Origin of the sequence: Coleofasciculus sp. E2-BRE-01, from assembly GCF_040221695.1 — a bacterium.
Lineage (GTDB): Bacteria > Cyanobacteriota > Cyanobacteriia > Cyanobacteriales > Coleofasciculaceae > Coleofasciculus.
Map to the genome: position 1 here is coordinate 1 of NZ_JAVKEA010000235.1, position 17,884 is coordinate 17,884.

At 46.1% G+C, this 17,884-nt stretch carries 15 protein-coding genes and 1 CRISPR repeat array; of the genes, 8 read left to right on the forward strand and 7 right to left on the reverse strand.

The features are described from left to right. Positions 1-191: 191 nt before the first annotated feature. From cas4 to cas6, 4 genes are all read left to right on the forward strand, one after another. On the forward strand, positions 192-785 hold the full coding sequence (cas4, locus tag RIG66_RS32165) for a CRISPR-associated protein Cas4 (protein WP_446383932.1): 594 nt from the start codon (positions 192-194) through the stop codon (positions 783-785). Between the two features lie 80 nt (positions 786-865). Next, positions 866-1,870, forward strand: a complete 1,005-nt coding sequence (gene cas1d, locus RIG66_RS32170; protein ID WP_446383934.1) for a type I-D CRISPR-associated endonuclease Cas1d — start codon at positions 866-868, stop codon at positions 1,868-1,870. 5 nt (positions 1,871-1,875) lie between these two features. Then, on the forward strand, positions 1,876-2,148 hold the full coding sequence (gene cas2 / locus RIG66_RS32175) for a CRISPR-associated endonuclease Cas2 (protein ID WP_446383936.1): 273 nt from the start codon (positions 1,876-1,878) through the stop codon (positions 2,146-2,148). Positions 2,149-2,397: 249 nt separating this feature from the next. After that, positions 2,398-3,883: direct repeats of the CRISPR family, unit length 37 nt; unit sequence GTCAAAATCCTCTATAATCCCTATCAGGGATTGAAAC. Position 3,884: 1 nt separating this feature from the next. Further along, positions 3,885-4,715, forward strand: a complete 831-nt coding sequence (gene cas6, locus RIG66_RS32180; protein ID WP_446383938.1) for a CRISPR-associated endoribonuclease Cas6 — start codon at positions 3,885-3,887, stop codon at positions 4,713-4,715. A gap of 427 nt (positions 4,716-5,142) precedes the next feature. On the opposite strand, the gene RIG66_RS32185 is transcribed toward cas6, so the two are convergent. Further along, complete coding sequence (locus tag RIG66_RS32185) at positions 5,143-6,456, reverse strand: cytosine deaminase (RefSeq protein WP_446383940.1); 1,314 nt, start codon at positions 6,454-6,456, stop codon at positions 5,143-5,145. Between the two features lie 344 nt (positions 6,457-6,800). Here RIG66_RS32185 and RIG66_RS32190 point away from each other — a divergent pair, with 344 nt between their 5' ends. From RIG66_RS32190 to RIG66_RS32200, 3 genes are all read left to right on the forward strand, one after another. Further along, a complete protein-coding gene (locus tag RIG66_RS32190; RefSeq protein WP_446383942.1) occupies positions 6,801-7,604 on the forward strand; it encodes a GDSL-type esterase/lipase family protein in 804 nt (267 codons plus the stop codon). Positions 7,605-7,630: 26 nt separating this feature from the next. Continuing rightward, positions 7,631-8,125, forward strand: coding sequence for an AAA family ATPase (locus tag RIG66_RS32195; RefSeq protein ID WP_446383944.1), 495 nt, complete (start codon positions 7,631-7,633; stop codon positions 8,123-8,125). Between the two features lie 230 nt (positions 8,126-8,355). After that, on the forward strand, positions 8,356-9,318 hold the full coding sequence (locus RIG66_RS32200) for a hypothetical protein (RefSeq protein ID WP_446383946.1): 963 nt from the start codon (positions 8,356-8,358) through the stop codon (positions 9,316-9,318). 712 nt (positions 9,319-10,030) lie between these two features. Here the strand turns inward: RIG66_RS32200 and RIG66_RS32205 are convergent. Together RIG66_RS32205 and RIG66_RS32210 are read right to left on the reverse strand one after the other, a co-directional pair. Then, the gene (locus RIG66_RS32205) at positions 10,031-10,381 is read right to left on the reverse strand and encodes a YkgJ family cysteine cluster protein (RefSeq protein ID WP_446383948.1); all 351 of its coding nucleotides are present in this window, start codon (positions 10,379-10,381) and stop codon (positions 10,031-10,033) included. A 61-nt stretch (positions 10,382-10,442) separates the two neighbouring features. Then, positions 10,443-11,543: an RRXRR domain-containing protein gene (locus RIG66_RS32210; protein WP_446383950.1), complete on the reverse strand. Its 1,101-nt coding sequence runs from the start codon at positions 11,541-11,543 to the stop codon at positions 10,443-10,445. 484 nt (positions 11,544-12,027) lie between these two features. Between RIG66_RS32210 and psb30 the strand changes: the two genes are divergently transcribed. Next, positions 12,028-12,153, forward strand: coding sequence for a photosystem II reaction center protein Ycf12/Psb30 (gene psb30, locus RIG66_RS32215; protein WP_006099423.1), 126 nt, complete (start codon positions 12,028-12,030; stop codon positions 12,151-12,153). Positions 12,154-12,386: 233 nt separating this feature from the next. Here psb30 and recJ read toward each other — a convergent pair whose 3' ends face one another. The 4 genes from recJ to RIG66_RS32235 all read right to left on the reverse strand — a co-directional run bounded on the left by recJ (position 12,387) and on the right by RIG66_RS32235 (position 17,669). Further along, positions 12,387-14,405: a single-stranded-DNA-specific exonuclease RecJ gene (gene recJ, locus RIG66_RS32220; protein WP_446383952.1), complete on the reverse strand. Its 2,019-nt coding sequence runs from the start codon at positions 14,403-14,405 to the stop codon at positions 12,387-12,389. A gap of 148 nt (positions 14,406-14,553) precedes the next feature. After that, entirely contained in the window at positions 14,554-15,138 is a 585-nt protein-coding gene (locus RIG66_RS32225) for an NADPH-dependent FMN reductase (protein ID WP_006099189.1), read from the reverse strand. Positions 15,139-15,239: 101 nt separating this feature from the next. Beyond that, positions 15,240-15,710, reverse strand: a complete 471-nt coding sequence (locus tag RIG66_RS32230) for a DoxX family protein (protein WP_446383954.1) — start codon at positions 15,708-15,710, stop codon at positions 15,240-15,242. A gap of 474 nt (positions 15,711-16,184) precedes the next feature. Next, on the reverse strand, positions 16,185-17,669 hold the full coding sequence (locus RIG66_RS32235) for a phytoene desaturase (protein WP_446383983.1): 1,485 nt from the start codon (positions 17,667-17,669) through the stop codon (positions 16,185-16,187). Between the last annotated feature and the right edge of the window lie 215 nt (positions 17,670-17,884).

A 17,884-nucleotide genomic window follows, 5' to 3' on the forward strand; every position in this document is an offset into this window, starting at 1 on the left:
TGAATGGTGGTAGGTGTGAGGTTTTTTCGCCTCCAACAGACAATTCCATCCTGACACCCGACACCCGACACCCGACACCCGACACCCGACACCCGACACCCTTGCTCAACCGAGCTTTCACCTTAAGTTGACACCAATGGACAGTGCCGTCCCCCTACAACTTAATATCCTAATAATTACAGGTAAAACAAATGAACGAGACTGATTACATTCCCATCGCTTCTCTCAACCAATATTCCTACTGTCCCCACCGTTGCTGGCGGATGTTTTGTGCGGGAGAATTTAGCGAGAATTACTATACCATTGATGGCACCAGTTTACACGATCGCGTTCACACTGTCGGTGAGTCTCAACGGGAGGATGTTTGGCAGGTGCGGGCGATTTGGCTGAAGTCTCAACAGTATCACCTAATCGGGAAATCGGATTTAATTGAATCAGAATCCGGTCAACTCTATCCCGTGGAATATAAGCGGGGGCGGAAGGGAGAATGGGATAACGATGAATTACAAGTCTGCGCCCAGGCGTTGTGTTTAGCAGAAATGACGGGACAAGCGATTAGTCGCGGCTATATTTATTATGCTCATTCCCATCAGCGACAATTGGTTGAGATTTCTGATGCATTGCGACAGGAAACCCTAGAAACGATTGAATCAGTGACTAATTTACTAGAAACCGGAACTATGCCCAAACCGATTTACACGAAGCGCTGTAAAGGATGCAGTTTTTATCCTCAATGTTTACCCCAAGCCGCCAATAAAGTGGGGCGATATCGGGAAGAGGAATAACAGCTTGCTTGTAGTCGGCGCTTTAGCGCCGCCAAATAAGAGGACTAAAGTCCTCACTACTAACAAAAAGGACAAATAATATGGGAACCGTTTACATCACCCAGGATGACTCATTTATCGGCAAAACCGATGAACGCCTTAGCGTCAAAGCCAACAAACAGAAACTCTTAGATGTCCCCCTAATTAAAGTAGAGGGGATAGTCGTATGCGGACGGGCGACGGTATCGCCAGCCGTGGTAACAGAACTTTTAGACCGGAAAATCCCGCTAAGTTTTATTACCGGAACCGGGAAATATCTGGGACGATTGGAACCGGAAATGACCAAAAATATCTTTGTTCGCCAAGCCCAATGGCAAGCGGCTGGGGAATCTGAAGCGGCGCTGCATCTTGTCCGGGGATTTATTCGGGGAAAATTGAAAAATTATCGCACCCTGCTAACCCGAAATCAGCGTAAATATCCGGAACTGACGTTACAAAAAGCAATGAATCGCCTACAACGTGCGATCGCGCCCATTGAGAAAACGAATAAAATTAACTCTCTACGCGGCTTAGAGGGGGCGGGGAGTGCAGCGTATTTTGGTGTTTTTGATCAACTAATGCGCGTCCCTGGATTTAAGTTTACCGCCCGACGCCGTCGTCCCCCAACTGATCCGGTGAATGCAATGCTGAGTTTTGGCTATTCTCTACTGCGTCATGATATCCAGAGTGCAGTGAATATTGTGGGGTTTGATCCCTATTTAGGCTATCTTCATTGTCAACAGTATGGTCGTCCAGGATTAGCCCTAGATTTAATGGAAGAGTTTCGTCCCTTGGTTGTGGATTCAATGATACTCAATGGCATTAATCTGCGAATCCTCACCCCTGAGCAGTTTACCACGGAACCGCTCAGCCAAGCTGTGTTTTTATCCCCGGAAGGACGGCGAGAATTTCTCAAGCTTTATGAACAAAAGAAGCAATCAACGTTTAAGCATCCTGTCTTGGGGCGCAAATGTACTTATCAGGAAGCCTTTGAGATACAAGGGCGACTCTTGGCGAAGTATCTGATGGGGGAAATTGAGCAGTATCCGCCGTTAATTGTGAGGTAGAGAGTATGTATGTGGTTGTGTCCTATGATATCCCGGAAGATAAGCGTCGAACGAAAATACACAGTATTCTTAAGTCTTATGGGCAGTGGATGCAGTATAGTTTGTTTGAGTGCAGTTTGACGGATACCCAGTATGCCAAGTTGCGATCGCGTCTTTCTAAGGTGATTAAGCCAGACCAGGATAGCATTCGCTTCTATTTCCTCTGTGGCTGTTGTCAGGGGAAGGTTGAACGCATCGGCGGCGAACCCATAAGGGATAATTCGATTTTCTTTGTCTGATGCGACAACCAGTAGGTGTTTTTTTCGAGGAGTCAAAATTTGAGGCTGTATTCCTTATTGAGTCAGGGATACAGCCTTTTTCGCGAATGAGGAGGTTGTCGCAAAAGCTGAAAAGCTGATTCAGAAAGGGTTTGAGACTTTTTTGTTCGCGGGGGTTGTCAAAAGTGAGGGCTGAAATGCTATAGTTAGAGGAGGTTGTCGCAATCGAACCTTGAAAATCAAATACAGTAAGCGTTTCAGAGGTCGGCAGTCAAAATCCTCTATAATCCCTATCAGGGATTGAAACCCAAAATCGCTACTTTCAGCCAAAAAAGCCTTCAGTCAAAATCCTCTATAATCCCTATCAGGGATTGAAACTTCAACCCTATATCGTGGGTTAATAAATTTCAAAAGTCAAAATCCTCTATAATCCCTATCAGGGATTGAAACGCAAATTGATTTATTGATTGCACCCCCGCAATATAGTCAAAATCCTCTATAATCCCTATCAGGGATTGAAACAATGGCATCGCTAACCCTTTTCGTATACCTCACCGAGGTCAAAATCCTCTATAATCCCTATCAGGGATTGAAACCAATTGATTTGCTTTTATTGGTATACCACTAATAGTCAAAATCCTCTATAATCCCTATCAGGGATTGAAACCTGAGTCTGTGCCTGACACGCACCCTATCAAGGAAATGCCAGGGGTCAAAATCCTCTATAATCCCTATCAGGGATTGAAACGGTAGCAGTCTCTAGGCGTGGGGCGATCGCTCCGTCAAAATCCTCTATAATCCCTATCAGGGATTGAAACCTTAAGTACCCAGTTATTATTGCTTTGTTGATTAGTCAAAATCCTCTATAATCCCTATCAGGGATTGAAACACTTTTTTTGAGGATGAATCAATCAAATCTAAATAGTCAAAATCCTCTATAATCCCTATCAGGGATTGAAACGAGCAGGGGTGATTTGAGATAAAAGAATCGGAAACATAATGTCAAAATCCTCTATAATCCCTATCAGGGATTGAAACGAGCAATACCCTACACAGGGGAGATTAGCGGAAGGCGTCAAAATCCTCTATAATCCCTATCAGGGATTGAAACTGCAATTAAGAGACTTGAGATATTCCAAAAGAAGTCAAAATCCTCTATAATCCCTATCAGGGATTGAAACTTTATATCTATGGGTGCTAGGGCGCCGGAGCTGGTCAAAATCCTCTATAATCCCTATCAGGGATTGAAACTTCTAGTAGCGTTGAAGTCATCATTGAAAGGGATAGTCAAAATCCTCTATAATCCCTATCAGGGATTGAAACAACAAACTAATCCCTTTCTTTATTAGGGAGATTAAGTCAAAATCCTCTATAATCCCTATCAGGGATTGAAACGAAATAGAGGCATAGTCCCAATTTGGGGAATGTCCGTCGAAATCCTCTATAATCCCTATCAGGGATTGAAACCAAGCAAAGTATTTCCCTGAAAACTAAACGAGTAACGCTGGTCGAAATCCTCTATAATCCCTATCAGGGATTGAAACAGATATCAAATTGCTGCCTCTCCAAAAACGGAGGGTCGAAATCCTCTATAATCCCTATCAGGGATTGAAACTAAAAAATCATTGTGAGGGATTGAGGAATCTACAGTCAAAATCCTCTATAATCCCTATCAGGGATTGAAACCTACCCTCTAGATAGTTGGCGGCTCAATGCTATGTCAAAATCCTCTATAATCCCTATCAGGGATTCAAACTATGCCCCATAGTCTAATTCTCAACCTACTTCCCCAATCGCCAATTCCACCACAGTTTCTCAGTGGACGCCACTTACACGCCCTATTTCTCAACCTGGTAAGTTCTGTCGATAGAAACCTAGGCGATTATCTCCACGAAGCCAAATCCGATAAAGCCTTTACCCTGAGTCCCCTACAAATTCAGCATCGGAGTGATTCAGCATCAGCTAATCTCTACTGGCAACACCATAAACCAATTCCCACAGGAACTCCCTGTTGGTGGCGAATTTCCCTACTCGATGATACCTTATTCAGTCAATTAACCCACCTGTGGCTAAACCTGAATCCCGAACAACCCTGGCATTTAGGTCCAGCTAACTTGCAGATTACCAGTATTCTAGGAACACCCCAAAAAGGGATGCCTGGATGTTGGGCAAATGCTCTCAGTTATCAACAATTATACAACCAAGCCTCGACGCGCGATCGCACTCTGAATTTCGCCTTTTCTACCCCCACCGCATTTCGTCAGAGTAAATATGATTGTGCCTTACCCACAAGGGAGTTAGTCTTTAACAGTTTAATTAAGCGCTGGAATCAATACAGTGGCATAGAATTCCCGAAAACATTAGTCGATCATGTTTTTCCCAGTTTCTTTGAGATTCACACCGAATTAGTTGCCGATTCTCGCAGTAAATTTATTGGCTGTGTTGGCGCACTCAATTTTCGGATTATGGGAAAACCTGAAGCAGAGGCGATTCAGCAAATTAACGCTTTAGCCGATTTTGCCCTCTATTCTGGCGTCGGGCGGAAAACCACAATGGGAATGGGGATGGTGCGACGGATGAAGTCGTAAAGACGTTACACCGAAACATCTCTATAAATTGGTTATTGTGTAGGGGCGGGTTTAGGGACTAAATTCAACGATTCACCAATAAATGAACAACTTGCGCCCGCCCTCATCACCTTACACCGAAACATCTCTATAAATTAGTTATTGTGTAGGGGCGGGTTTAGGAACTAAATTCAACGATTCACCAATAAATGAACAACAAAACCTGCCCTCTCCACCCATCAATGAACTAGATTCTCCACTCACCTAATTTTATAGATCCCCCCTAACCCCCCTTCAAAAGGGGGGAACCGGAAAAATGCCCAAACCAATTTACACCAAACGCTGTAAAGGATGCAGTTTTTATCGCCAATGTTTACCCCAAGCCGCCAAAAAAGTGGGGCGATATCGGGAAGGTGAATAATGCTTGTAGGCGGCGCTAAAGCGCAGACTACGAACCCAACGAATCCAATTCCCGGTAATCTGGTAACGTCGTATCAATCGCTATTCCGTCGCGAATCACCACGCGATCGCACTGAGGACGTGATAACAATTCACTGTAACTTCTTCCCTTAAACCAAACCAAATTCGCCGCCAACCCCACACCAATTCGCCCCACATTCTCCAACCCCATCAAATCCGCCGCCGTTTTCGTCACCATCGCCGGAGACTCCCCATACACCCCATCCAAATGGGCAACCCTCACCCCTTGATTAAACACCTCCAACACATCATGATCCCCAAACCCAAAAAACGGATCACGGCAATTATCACTCGCCAACGTCACCGGAATCCCAGACTCCAGTAACTCCTGAATCACCGTCACCCCCCGCCAACGCGGTGTTCTCCCCAACTTCCGATCCTGTAAATATAGATTGGATAACGGTAAACTCACCACCCCAATCCCCGCCTCCTTCACCCGCGCCAACGTCTCCGCCACATCTTCCGGCGACTGTACCGCCAAACTACAACAATGTCCACAAACAATTTGTCGCCCAAACTGACACCGCCGCGCCGCCTCCGCCACCTTCCTTAAACAAATCGACTCCGGATCATCCGTCTCATCCGTATGAAAATCCAACGCCAAATCCCGTTCCTGCGCCAACCGAAACACCTGATCCAACTGCGCCTCTATATCCGGATTCATATACGCCACCCCCCCCAAAACACCCCCCACTTCCGCCACCAAATCCGCCAACTTCACCCCTTCCGGCGTCAAATAATAATCCAGCGACACCAAAGCCACCGCCTGCAACACCAATCGATTCGCCCATTCCTGCTGTAACTGCTTAAACACCCCAAAACTAATCGCCGCCTGTTCGCCAAACGCATCAATATGAGTGCGAATCGCCTGAGTACCATGGGCGTAACTACACCTCAACCCAAACGCCATCCGGCGATAAACATCCTCCGCTTGCCAATACTGTAAACTATCCTGTTTCACCCTCTCCAACGCCTGATCAAACGTCCCCTCCAGATTCGGCGTGCGTTGCCAAATATGTCCCTTATCCAGATGAGTATGCACATCCACAAACCCCGCCCAAACCTGTCCCCTCTGCACATCTACCACCGCCATATCTGCGATCGGCTGAGAATTCGCCCGCACAATTTGCGCCACCTTCCCCTCAGCCACCTGAATATCCACGAAACACAACCCCTCAGAGGTTTGATTCTCCAAAATCGATTGATCCTGAACCTGTAACATTGAGAGTGGCACACAGGCATTTTTCAGCCAATAGCACCCTTCTGATGGAATCACATTCATCAACTTTCCCCCTCCAAGCACCTAAAATATTATATCCTCGTCCGTAGTTTGTAGTAATGGCTTTAGCCTATCCAATGATCAGAACATCAACACCACCTGATCAGTAAAACCAATCCCTACAGAAAAAGGGCAGATTGTATTGATCAGTTATTGGTAAGACAAGGCAGGTTTCGTCCTTCATTCATTGGTAAAATATGGTATATTTCCTTGTTCATTGATCGGTGAGGAGGGCGGGTTTTGTTGTTCATTGATCGGTGAATAGCTGAATTTAGTCCCTAAACCCGCCCCTACAATTGTCCCTAAACCCGCCCCTACATTAGACTTCCCCTGCTCCCAGACGTGCCATGGCACGTCTCTACATTGCTTTCCCTGCTTACCAATTACCCATGACTACCAAAAATACCCTAATTCTTTGGACATCCCTTAGCCTAAACTTACTCTTTATCCTCCTCTTCAGCATCTTAATCATTCGCAGAGGCGGCATTCCCTACCTAATCAGTAAACTCCCCTTCCATCAACAAGTCGAACAAACCGTAACCATAGCCCGTCGTCGCAACACCTATCAATCAACCTACCACCAAATGCGAAAACAAATGTTTGAGCAAATGCCCAACTCCGAAACCGAAATTATCTTCATTGGTGATAGTCTCACCGATCAAGGTGAATGGGCAGAACTCCTCGGAAACGCCAACATCCGCAATCGTGGCATCTCTGGAGACACCACCGACGGCGTTCTCAATCGCCTCAATGAAATCACCGCATCCCAACCCCAAAAACTCTTTCTAATGATTGGCGCAAATGACTTATGGAATGAAAAGAAACCCCCCAGCGAAATCGCCGCCAACTATCGCCTCATCCTAGAGCAAATTCAACGCCAAACCCCAGAAACCCAAGTCTTTATTCAAAGCCTCTTACCCATGAACACCATCGACTATTCCATTACAGTCAACAACTCCGATATTATCGCCGTCAATCGCCACCTTCAAAACCTAGCCAACGAATTTTCCTATACCTATATTGATTTACATCAACACTTTACCAACGACCAGAAACAACTCGACCCAGTATATACCATTGACGGCGTACATTTAAACGGCAAAGGATACCTCAACTGGGCTAAAATTGTTAAGCCTTACGTCAACCAATAAGTACCTGAACAGAGAGACACTCCTAAATGAACAAGCCAGCCACCCTCTATTTCTTTTGTGGGAAAATGGCAGCCGGAAAATCAACCTTAGCCAAACAGCTAGCCAATGACCATAATGCCATTCTGCTAGTTGAAGATGACCTACTCTCCCAACTCTATCCCGAAGAAATTATTGATATTTCCAGTTACATTAAATACTCTTGGCGTCTCAAAACAGCTATTTCCGACCCCATCTGTAATCTTCTCTTAAACGGTATCTCAGTTGTTCTAGATTTTCCCGCCAATACCCAAAATCAACGTCAGTGGTTTCGTCAGCTAATTGAGAAAACTAATGCTACTCACGAGCTTCATTTTATCGATGCAACCAACAATCTGTGTAAACAACAGCTAAAGAAACGCAGCCAGGATAAACCAGATGGAGCCGCATTTACCAGCGATGCCGAATTTGAGGCGATAACAAAATACTTTCAGGCTCCAAAAGATACAGAACGATTCAATATCATCAGGTATGAACGTAGCTAATTATTACATCCAGTCGATTGAAACGATGAAGCAGATCCGTCGCTTCAAAACCCTATTTGATAGTGTCAACCCCCAAAAGATAGATATCCGTATCTTTTCTCTCCAACTTACGCATCAGAGCAAACATCTATCATTCGAGTCATGATTTCATTACCTTTTAATTTCTAAGCTAAAAGATAGGTTTAATTCCAGAAAAAAATTAACCCGTTGCCGAATTAACAAAGGTTTATATGCGAATTTCAACACCCAAACTCCTAACAGGTACAATGTTAAGTGCCGTACTCTGTGCTGTTGCGGGAACTTCCGCGATCGCACGTCCCCTTGGCGAAGGTTCACTCAACCCCAATACTCCTAATACCACAGAAGCTGAACCCGTGCAACCCAAACACGGGGAAGTCGTCAGCCGCGCTTCTAACTTTGCCACGATTGAAATGGACAATGGTGAACGCAAAACAATTCCCGTCGCCCGTTGGAAACTGGGTCGATTAGAACCCGGAACCGACGTGTGGGTAGCTTATGGTCGAATTGTCGCCATTGATTCTCAAGATAAACGCCTCAAAGGTGATATCGTAGCCGACGCCGATTATGCTATACCCATGCAAGGTCGAGTTGCCAGTATCACGGGTAACATCGCCAGCGTGGAATTAGAAAATGGTGATACCGTCAGCATTGGTTTATCTAGATCCCAACAAGGACAAATTGTCCCCGGTACTCAAGTCATGGTAGACGATGGACGCATTGTTGATATCAATCCCATGAGTGAGAATTCCATGGAATCGGACTTAATGGTGATTGAATACGACACCCCCATGCAAGGACGAATTGCCAGCATCACGGGTAACATCGCCAGCGTGGAATTAGAAAATGGTGATATCGTCAGCATTGGTTTATCTAGATCCCAACAAGGACAAATCGTCCCTGGTACTCAAGTCATGGTAGACGATGGACGCATTGTCGATATCAATCCCATGAGTGAGAATTCCATGGAACCGGACTTAATGGTGATTGAATACGACGCCCCCATGCAAGGACGAATTGCCAGTATCACGGGTAACATCGCCAGCGTGGAATTAGAAAATGGTGATACCGTCAGCATTGGTTTATCTAGATCCCAACAAGGACAAATCGTCCCCGGTACTCAAGTCATGGTAGACGATGGACAGATAATCGAAATCGAGTCAATGTCTCGGTAGTTGTCATTTGTTGATTAGTGATTGGGGAAGTATTCACCCAATGCGCTTGATAATAGAATCGGGTTTGTAGGGGCGGGTTTAGGAATTTTCGTTTGGCTATTAGTGGTAACGTTTGTACAAAACCCGCCCTGACTGAGTTCAAGAAGCACCCCTACACCCATTGGTGTCAAGTCAACTTAAGCTCAACCCCTCACCCCCAGCTAACAGGTGTAGGTTTTTTACTTTAGGGTGGGGATAAGACAAGGGAGACAAGGAAGAGAAGAATTGTATAGCTTAAGAAGTATTCTGAGTAAAAACTGTTCGTGTAAATAAACCATTTAAGGAAATACCTTTACCACAAATCAAATCAGCAATAATGTTGATTAAGCCTTGTAAAAATTTTCTCAGTGCTTGCCACCTTAGGCGATAGTATTTCCCCCTCTCCCCCAACCCCTCTCCCACCAGGGGAGAGGGGAGAATTCAAGTAATTTTAATCTTGATTTTTGGTGAATAATAGAGGTAATCAAGTTAATGATTAGGATTCAAACAAAATGGGTATGTTTTGTGGTCAAAAAGAGCAGTTAAGTAGGTCGGTGGCAATAAACCCACCTATATTACATTCTGTCAATAATCCTCAAACCCTTACAAAGGACGTAGCTTGCTTCTCAAGGGAGCGAGTATGACAAAGGACAAAGGACAATCTCCACCGTTAACTTTAATTGTCCCCACCGACTTATATCCCAACTTCTCGGTCAAAGCGTAGCATCTCCAAACTGCGATCGCCGTAGAGATCTGCGATATGATCTCGACAACAGTCGATCGCAAAATCGTTTAACTCCTCCGGTTCAATCCCATACATCTGGTGAAAGATATCCGCCTCCACCCGACAGAAGCGAGGGCGATGGGCATAAATGCGACATTCACGAGTCTGATGATCAAAATTGACACACCATCCATCTTCCCCCACCATACTCAAATACTGGTCTAACTCCTCTGGAGTCAGATAGGTTTCTAATCCAGGGCGTTCGGTTGGGTCTAGATGACAGCACGCACCACATTGCTTTACACAACGCCAAGTTGCCATTGGTTTATCTCGTGGGACTCCGGCTTCAGCGAAGCAAGCCGGAGAGGGACAGAGGTCAAACCTAGCCGTTCGACGCGGTTAGGTTTGACAATCCAACTGTTGATACCAATCCGGTATTTCGCTGCAACAATTGGACTTTGGAAGCGGTAAACCTTCCTATTCGCTTCCAGCTAGCGTCACTAACCGAAACTTGGGTTTTAGTGTCGCCAGAAACGTACCCGTAGTAGGTGATTCCGGCTTTAACCGCTTTGACATAATCGCCCTTCCTTAACTCGTGACGGGTGACTGTTCCGCCATAGCCGCGCCGCAGCCCTCCCTTGCCGGGAACCATTAGGTGTAGTTGGCGGCGACAGATTGGAGGGCGGCGGATTACCGCGAATTGGCATGGTGTTACCGCTATTCCACCCAAGAAGGTACCGCTTCTACCCTTAATCTGGCGATATCGCATGAACAGGGAAGCGGCTAGGCAGATGCCATCAACAGCATGGGCAGCAGGAGACTCCTCAGCCTTATTCTTTGACTTGGGCAAGCCAAGGTGCTGTCTTAGGTTTGAGGTGTGCCACCCCTCTTGGGCATGGACGGTGTAACCCGCTTGCTCTAACTGCTCAATCTGCCAGTATTGCCCGACCATGGCGGGACTGAACCCTTTGTCTCCTCTGGCTTTGATCACTTCCACTACCACGTCAGTGAATGGGTAAATTTTACTTAACTCTTGAATCACCCTCAGCGCTAATTGCTTGTTAGCTCGGATGCTGGGAGGAATCTTGTGCCCCTTGCGGTTGTTGAACCTGTGCTGGCGATGGTTGCGTTGGTTAAAGGGTAGCTTGCGGTTAATCCGTCTCCCTCGCCGCCCCCGTCGCATCATTACCCGTTGGGTCATCCGTTTGGTTACGGTTTTAAACGGTAGGCTTAGGTGGGCAAGGAACAGGGTAGCCCCTTTTGATTGAACAGCAATTCCCGTGAACAGCTTACCGGGATCGATCCCAGCCGCGATGTTTTGGGTTTGGTTACTTGACGGCTCCTCTGTTAACTGAACCTGAAAAATGCCAAGGTCGTTGTGTACAACCTTGGCTTTCCCAGCCTTTAACCACCGTCGAACACGGCTGGCTTTAGCTGGCATTAATGGTTTACCTTTCGGTGATAGAACAGGCACACGAATCATGGGTATAAGCCTCTCGTGTAAGTTATCAGTTATCAGTTATCAGTTATCAGCCAATTACTGACCACTGATAACTGACCACTGACCACTATGTCCCCTCGACCGCCACCAACAAAATGTCCTCTCTTAAAGCGTCTATAACAAGTAGACTTACAGGGTTCGCGAACTGGGGAAGCATCCGGAAGTGTGTATCAGTTGGTGATTCAATGGTCATATTCAGCGCTTGCGTCGCCAGACTTGTCTCTGGCAATCCCTAACCTCAACGAAGTAGGTTAGGGTTGCTGAAAGCGATTAATTTCAGGTTTCTCTAGGATAACGGGTTTTCCTCTGTCGGATAGGCAAGGACAGATGACACAGAACAAATGACATTTTTGTTACGTTTTGTATAGTTTTGTTAATTTGATTAAAAAAACTGGGCAATTACCCAGTAAAATCTAATCGGCAATTTTTAACGACACCATTGAAATTAGGTTAATCGGGAGGATAGATGGATTTAAGTTTTATCGGGAATATCAACTGGGAACTGATTGCCCAGCTTACCGTGCTGGCGGCGATTGTGATTGCTGGTCCTGTGGTTATTTTTCTGCTGGCTGCGTTTAGGGGAGACCTGTAGCCGTCTGTAGTGGGAGCATCTCGCTCCCTGATGCATTGAAGCTGGGGAAGCTGTGTAGAGACGTGCCATGGCACGTCTGGGAGATGAGGGAGATAGGGAAGCAATATGATGACAGTTGTAGGGGCGGGTTTGACAACTATCGTTTCTGTTGCACCCAAATCTCACTAAACCCGCCCCGACTAAATGACAAATGACCAATGACAAATGACCAATGACCAATGACCAATGACGAATCACAACTTTAAAGCACGAGTTGCGGCTTTAATTAACTGATAATAGTGAGGTTGGGTAACATCTACCTGTTTCGCATCATCTCGCTTGAAGCCTAAAAGTCCGGTACGCTGTCCTTTTTGAATTACCAGAACTTTGCCTTCAGAATTCCTAATTCGCAACTCGTTTAACGATTCCCATAAACTACAGGTATAGCGGCGTTCATTGTGATAAAATTCTGCTTTTTTAATCTCGGCTTTTTTAATCGGTGATGGGGCTGATTCGCTCACCCGAATGCCGACTAATTCTAATTCAATTGTTATATTTCCATTCCAGGCATTCTCTTTGAGTTTATAGGCAATATCTACATTAGAAGGTAGAGGGAAGTATTCACCCCAACGCCACGCGATCGCATTCAGTTGCTTGGTTCCGTCAAATCCAGACAGGGTAAGCTTTAGATGCCCTTTTCCCACAAGTCTTTGTTCCACTACGCGCACATTCGGTGTCCAGAAGATTGGGTCAGGATTACCAATCCCGCAAGGATGCAATCGGTCAATTTGTTGGTAAAGATTATGAGTAATTTGATTGAAATTAGCCTCGGTGTCAATGGAGACTAAGGGCTTCAAATGTTCAGGTTCTAAACATTGATGGGCAAAGTGACTCAGTTGAGTTTGAAACGCGGTTAAATTTGCACTGGGTAACGAAAAGCCTCCGGCTGCTTGGTGTCCGCCAAATTTCCCTAATAAATCATGGCAAGATTGTAGGGCTTCAAAGACATGGAATTCCGGAATTCCTCGTGCAGAACCGCGAATCTGTTCCTGCTTTTCGTCTTCATAGGTGCCAATAAATACCGGGACACCATACCGTTCCACCAGGCGCGACGCCACAATGCCAATTACACCATGATGCCAACCCGGTTGCACCAAGACGAGAACGCGCTGCTGTTGCCAGTTTAACTCCTCTTTTTCAATCAGTGCGATCGCGTCTTCCTCGATTTCCGCGCACAGGTGTTGACGTTTTTGGTTAATTTGTTCGCATTGCATCGCCCGTTCTAAGGCGATTCCAGAATCACTGGTGGTGAGGAGTTCAATCACGATTTGCGGATCAGCCAAACGTCCCACGGCGTTAATTCTCGGTCCGAGTTTAAAGCCGATATCTTCCGGTTTCAGGGCGATTTGGTCTTCACTGACGCCTGACATTTGAATTAAAGCCTGAATTCCCGCCAGTTGAGATTTAGGTAAGCGTTGCAATCCTCGTTTTAACCAACGGCGGTTAATATCCGTTAAGGGGGCGAGATCTGCAATCGTACCCAGGGTGAAGAGTTCTAGGAGTTGGCTAGTGAGTCCCTGGAGTTGACCTAAATCTTGGGCGAGAGTAACCGCTAATATATAGGCGACACCGACACCAGCTAAACTGCGATAGGGGGAAGATTCAGGTAACTGTTTCGGGTTGAGAATTGCATCGGCGTTGGGGAGTTCAGGGGGAAGGTCGTGATGATCGGTAATAATAACCATTAGACCCAATTCTACAGCGCGGGCGATCGCGTCGTGTGCTGCAATCCCATTATCCACAGTCAGAATTAGCCCCACGCCTTCATTGGCGAATTCTTCCACAATCCGAGTATTAATCCCATACCCCTCTTTCATCCGGCTAGGAATCCCATACTCCACATCCGCCCCTAACCATCGTAATGCCCGCAGTAACAAGGCGGTACTGGTCATGCCATCAGCATCATAGTCACCACAAATCGCTATTTTCTCATTTTCTGCGATCGCTTCTTTAAGCATCTCCACACTAATCGCCAAGTCGGGAAATTCATCAAGCGGGGTGGGCATAGCCAGGGATTCTGGATATAAATAGACCATAGCTTGATCTACGGTGTCGAATCCTCGATTAACTAACACTTGACCCAGCAGGGGTGACAATCCTGTCCCTCGGGCGAGTTGGTTGGCTTTTTCTGGGTTAGCGGAGAAAATTTGCCATCGTTGATTGGGCAAAGATTTAGGGGAAGGGGATTGGTCAGAACTAGATGGGCTGAACACGCTAACTTGGGCAATTACAGTTGGGCTAGAGATAGTCTACAGCAGATTTGTCATTTGTCATTTGTCATACTCGCTTCCTTGAGAAGCAAGCTACGTCCTTTGTTTATCCCGCTGCACCTGGAGTCCCTCTACACCTGGGCTTCCCTGATCAAGCTAATTTTGCCAGGACTGTGGCTAATTTACTACCCAATTGTTTCACCGCCGCTTGTTGTGTCTCATCAATCAAGTTCCCATTCTGATCAAATGCCTGATACGCATTGGAAATCGCTTTCTGATCCGGTAAAACTAACACGCCAATATTACCGAGAATGGCACGAACATGAATTAAACCCCGTAACCCGCCCATTCCTCCGGGTGAGGTACTCATCAAGACAGCCACTTTATCCCGAAAACAGGTGAGGGCAAGGGGGGGTTCGCCCGGTTCTGGACGAGATGCCCAGTCAATGGCATTTTTGAGTAAAGGTGAGATTGAACTGTTGTATTCCGGTGAGGCGATGAGTAAGCCTTGATGGGCTTTCATCAGTTGCTTGAATTGGCGGACAGTTTCCGGAATACCTGCGTTTTCTTCCAAATCTTGGTCATACAGGGGCATGGGTAAATCGCGAAAATCTATATAGGTAACCTCCGCATCGGCTTCTTTTGCACCCTCAACCGCAATTTTTACTAATTTTTTGTTCCAGGATGCTGTGCGAGCGCTACCCGCAAATGCCAGAATTTTCGGTGAGTTGGTCATAATTGATAGTCATCCTTTCTCTAAGCTGATGTTGTGTGGAATTGAGTTGATACTTTAGGCGTATTGTCAATAGTCTACCGGAAGTTGGCAATTGGGACGTGTTAATGAGTTTCGGAGTTATCAAGACGCTGCGATCGCGTCTTCCGGCGTTGCCACCATGCATCAATGGAGACATCATTAAAACTATTGCCAGCAATTAAGATAAAAAACACCAGACAATAAATCAATTGACTCGTCGCTGTATCCCAGTTTTGCAGTAATGTCACCCCATACATCAGCACGATCATTAAGCCAAATCCGGTGACTAACGCGGCTTGAGTCGCTAATCCCAGGGTCACCAGAAATCCGACAATAAATTCCACAATTGGCACCAGTAAAGCGGGTGCCCTGACTAAGGGTTCGGGAATAAATGTATCTTGAAATAAATCAACCATCGACTGGGCAAAGCCGGGAATATTACCCAGACGAGTAAAGCCGTGGTTAAAAAAGTTTATGCCTAAAACGATTCGCAGCAAGGTATAGGCGATAACAATATCTCGACGACGGAACCAGGGGGTTGGTTGATGGTGCATTTGGTTAATTGTTGTTTGTAGTCAGTGCTTTAGCACTTGTTTTATTATCATCCTCTCTTGTCCGCCCTGATATGACTCGCGCCAGCCTCGCCTGTTTGACCCCTATTCAGCGACCACCCTTAAAGGTGAGGACTCACCGCACTTATAGGGCGGTGATAATGTCAAATTCAGATTACCCTTGCCAAGTCACCCGAATTCGCGTTAGTATGAATACCTCCCCCCTCACCCATGGGGTTACCACTATTCAGGGTAACCCCACCCCCCTTAATCTTCCTTCCTCTGAGAATAATGTTTCCGCCATGGGTTTGCATTAAACCCGAACCGGAAAACCTGATCGCATCTTCGCTGGTGATGCTAATAGTACCGCCATTCGTGGTTAGCGCGATCGCACCCGCTAGCAGCGTTCCGCTGGTAATTGCCCCCTGGCGACTCTCTAGACTTAAGGCGCGATGCCCCAGTTACAGCGTTTTCAGATTAAACCCGCACCGTATAACTTTCTTCAATCAACCGCGCCGCAATTTTTCCCGAACTCATCACCCCTGGCAACCCCGCACCCGGATGCGTTCCCGCCCCCACAAAATAGAGATTAGGAATATCCTCACTCCGATTATGAGGACGAAACCAAGCCGACTGCGTGAGAATCGGTTCCACGGAAAACGCACTGCCTAAATAACTATTTAACGTATCGCGAAAATGCAACGGATCAATATAATGTTCGGTGACTATATGCTTAGACAAATCCGGTAAATAATGCCGTTCCAAATACTCAATAATCCGATCCCGATACGGTTTCGCCATTACCCTCCAATCGGTTTGACTCCCTAAATGGGGAACAGGGGATAACACATACCAACAATCACATCCAGGTGGGGCTAAGGATGGAGCAGTCGCCGTCGGATGATGTAAGTACAACGCAAAATCCTCCGCAAGCTGCTGACGCCCAAAAATATCCCGCATTAATTCCCGATACCGAGTCCCCATCAATATTTCATGGTGTGCCATCTCTGGATACTGACGATTTGTACCAAAATACAGCACAAATAAGGACATAGAATAGCGCATCTGTTTAACGCGACGGTCATTATATTTGCGGCGAAATTTCTGGGAAACTAAATTCAAGTAAGTAAACGCCACATCCGCATTACTTACCACCGCATCTGCCTTCAGCACTTCTCCCCCCTCTAGCCTCACGCCTGTGGCTTGTTTTGTCTGTTCATCTATCACAATTTCCGTCACCGATTGATTCAGTAACAGTTGACCCCCAAGTTCCTGAAACAATTGCACCAACGCCTGAACTAATGCGCCCGTTCCTCCCATCGGAAACCAAATCCCAAACGCCTGTTCTAACTTATGAATCATGGCGTAGATAGCCGTACTCTGAAATGGATTTCCACCAATTAATAAAGGATGAAAACTAAAAACTTGCTGCAATCGTTCATCTTGAATGTACTGATTCACCAACCCAGCGACGGATTTATAAGTCTGTAATCGAATCAAATCCGGAGCCACGTTTAGCATATCCGTGAAGCGACTAAACGACTGCTCCATTAACGGCAATCCTTTCTCGAAAATAGCGTTTGCGGCTTTAGCAAAACGTTGATATCCGGCGACATCAGCCGGATTAAACGCCCGAATTTGTTCAATTAAATAGTCGGTAGAATTATTGTAGTGAAAGACTGAGCCATCGGGAAAGCGGACGTTATAAAAGGGTTCAAGGGAGACAAGTTTGACATAATCGGCAGTCTTTTTCCCAGCTAAGGCAAATAACTCATCGATTAAATGTGGCACGGTAATAATCGTGGGACCCCCATCAAAGGTAAACCCCTGCTGTTGATAGACATACGCACGCCCCCCGGCGCGATCGCGCTTTTCCACAATCGTCACCCGATGACCCCCAGCCTGTAACCGAATCGCCGCCGAGAGTCCCCCAAATCCGCTACCAATGACCACAATATGCATAGTTAGTTTTGAGTAGAGACGCGCCATGGCGCGTCTGTCTGAATGTAGGGGCGGGTTTGACTATTATCCTTTGTCATCAACCTCATGTAACTAAACCCGCCCCGGTTGAACGGCTAAGGGAACGTTCTTATTGCTATTGATGGTAACGTTTGACCAATGACCAATGACTAATCACAAATCGCTCTATCATAGGTAAAGATGTAAAGAAATGTAAA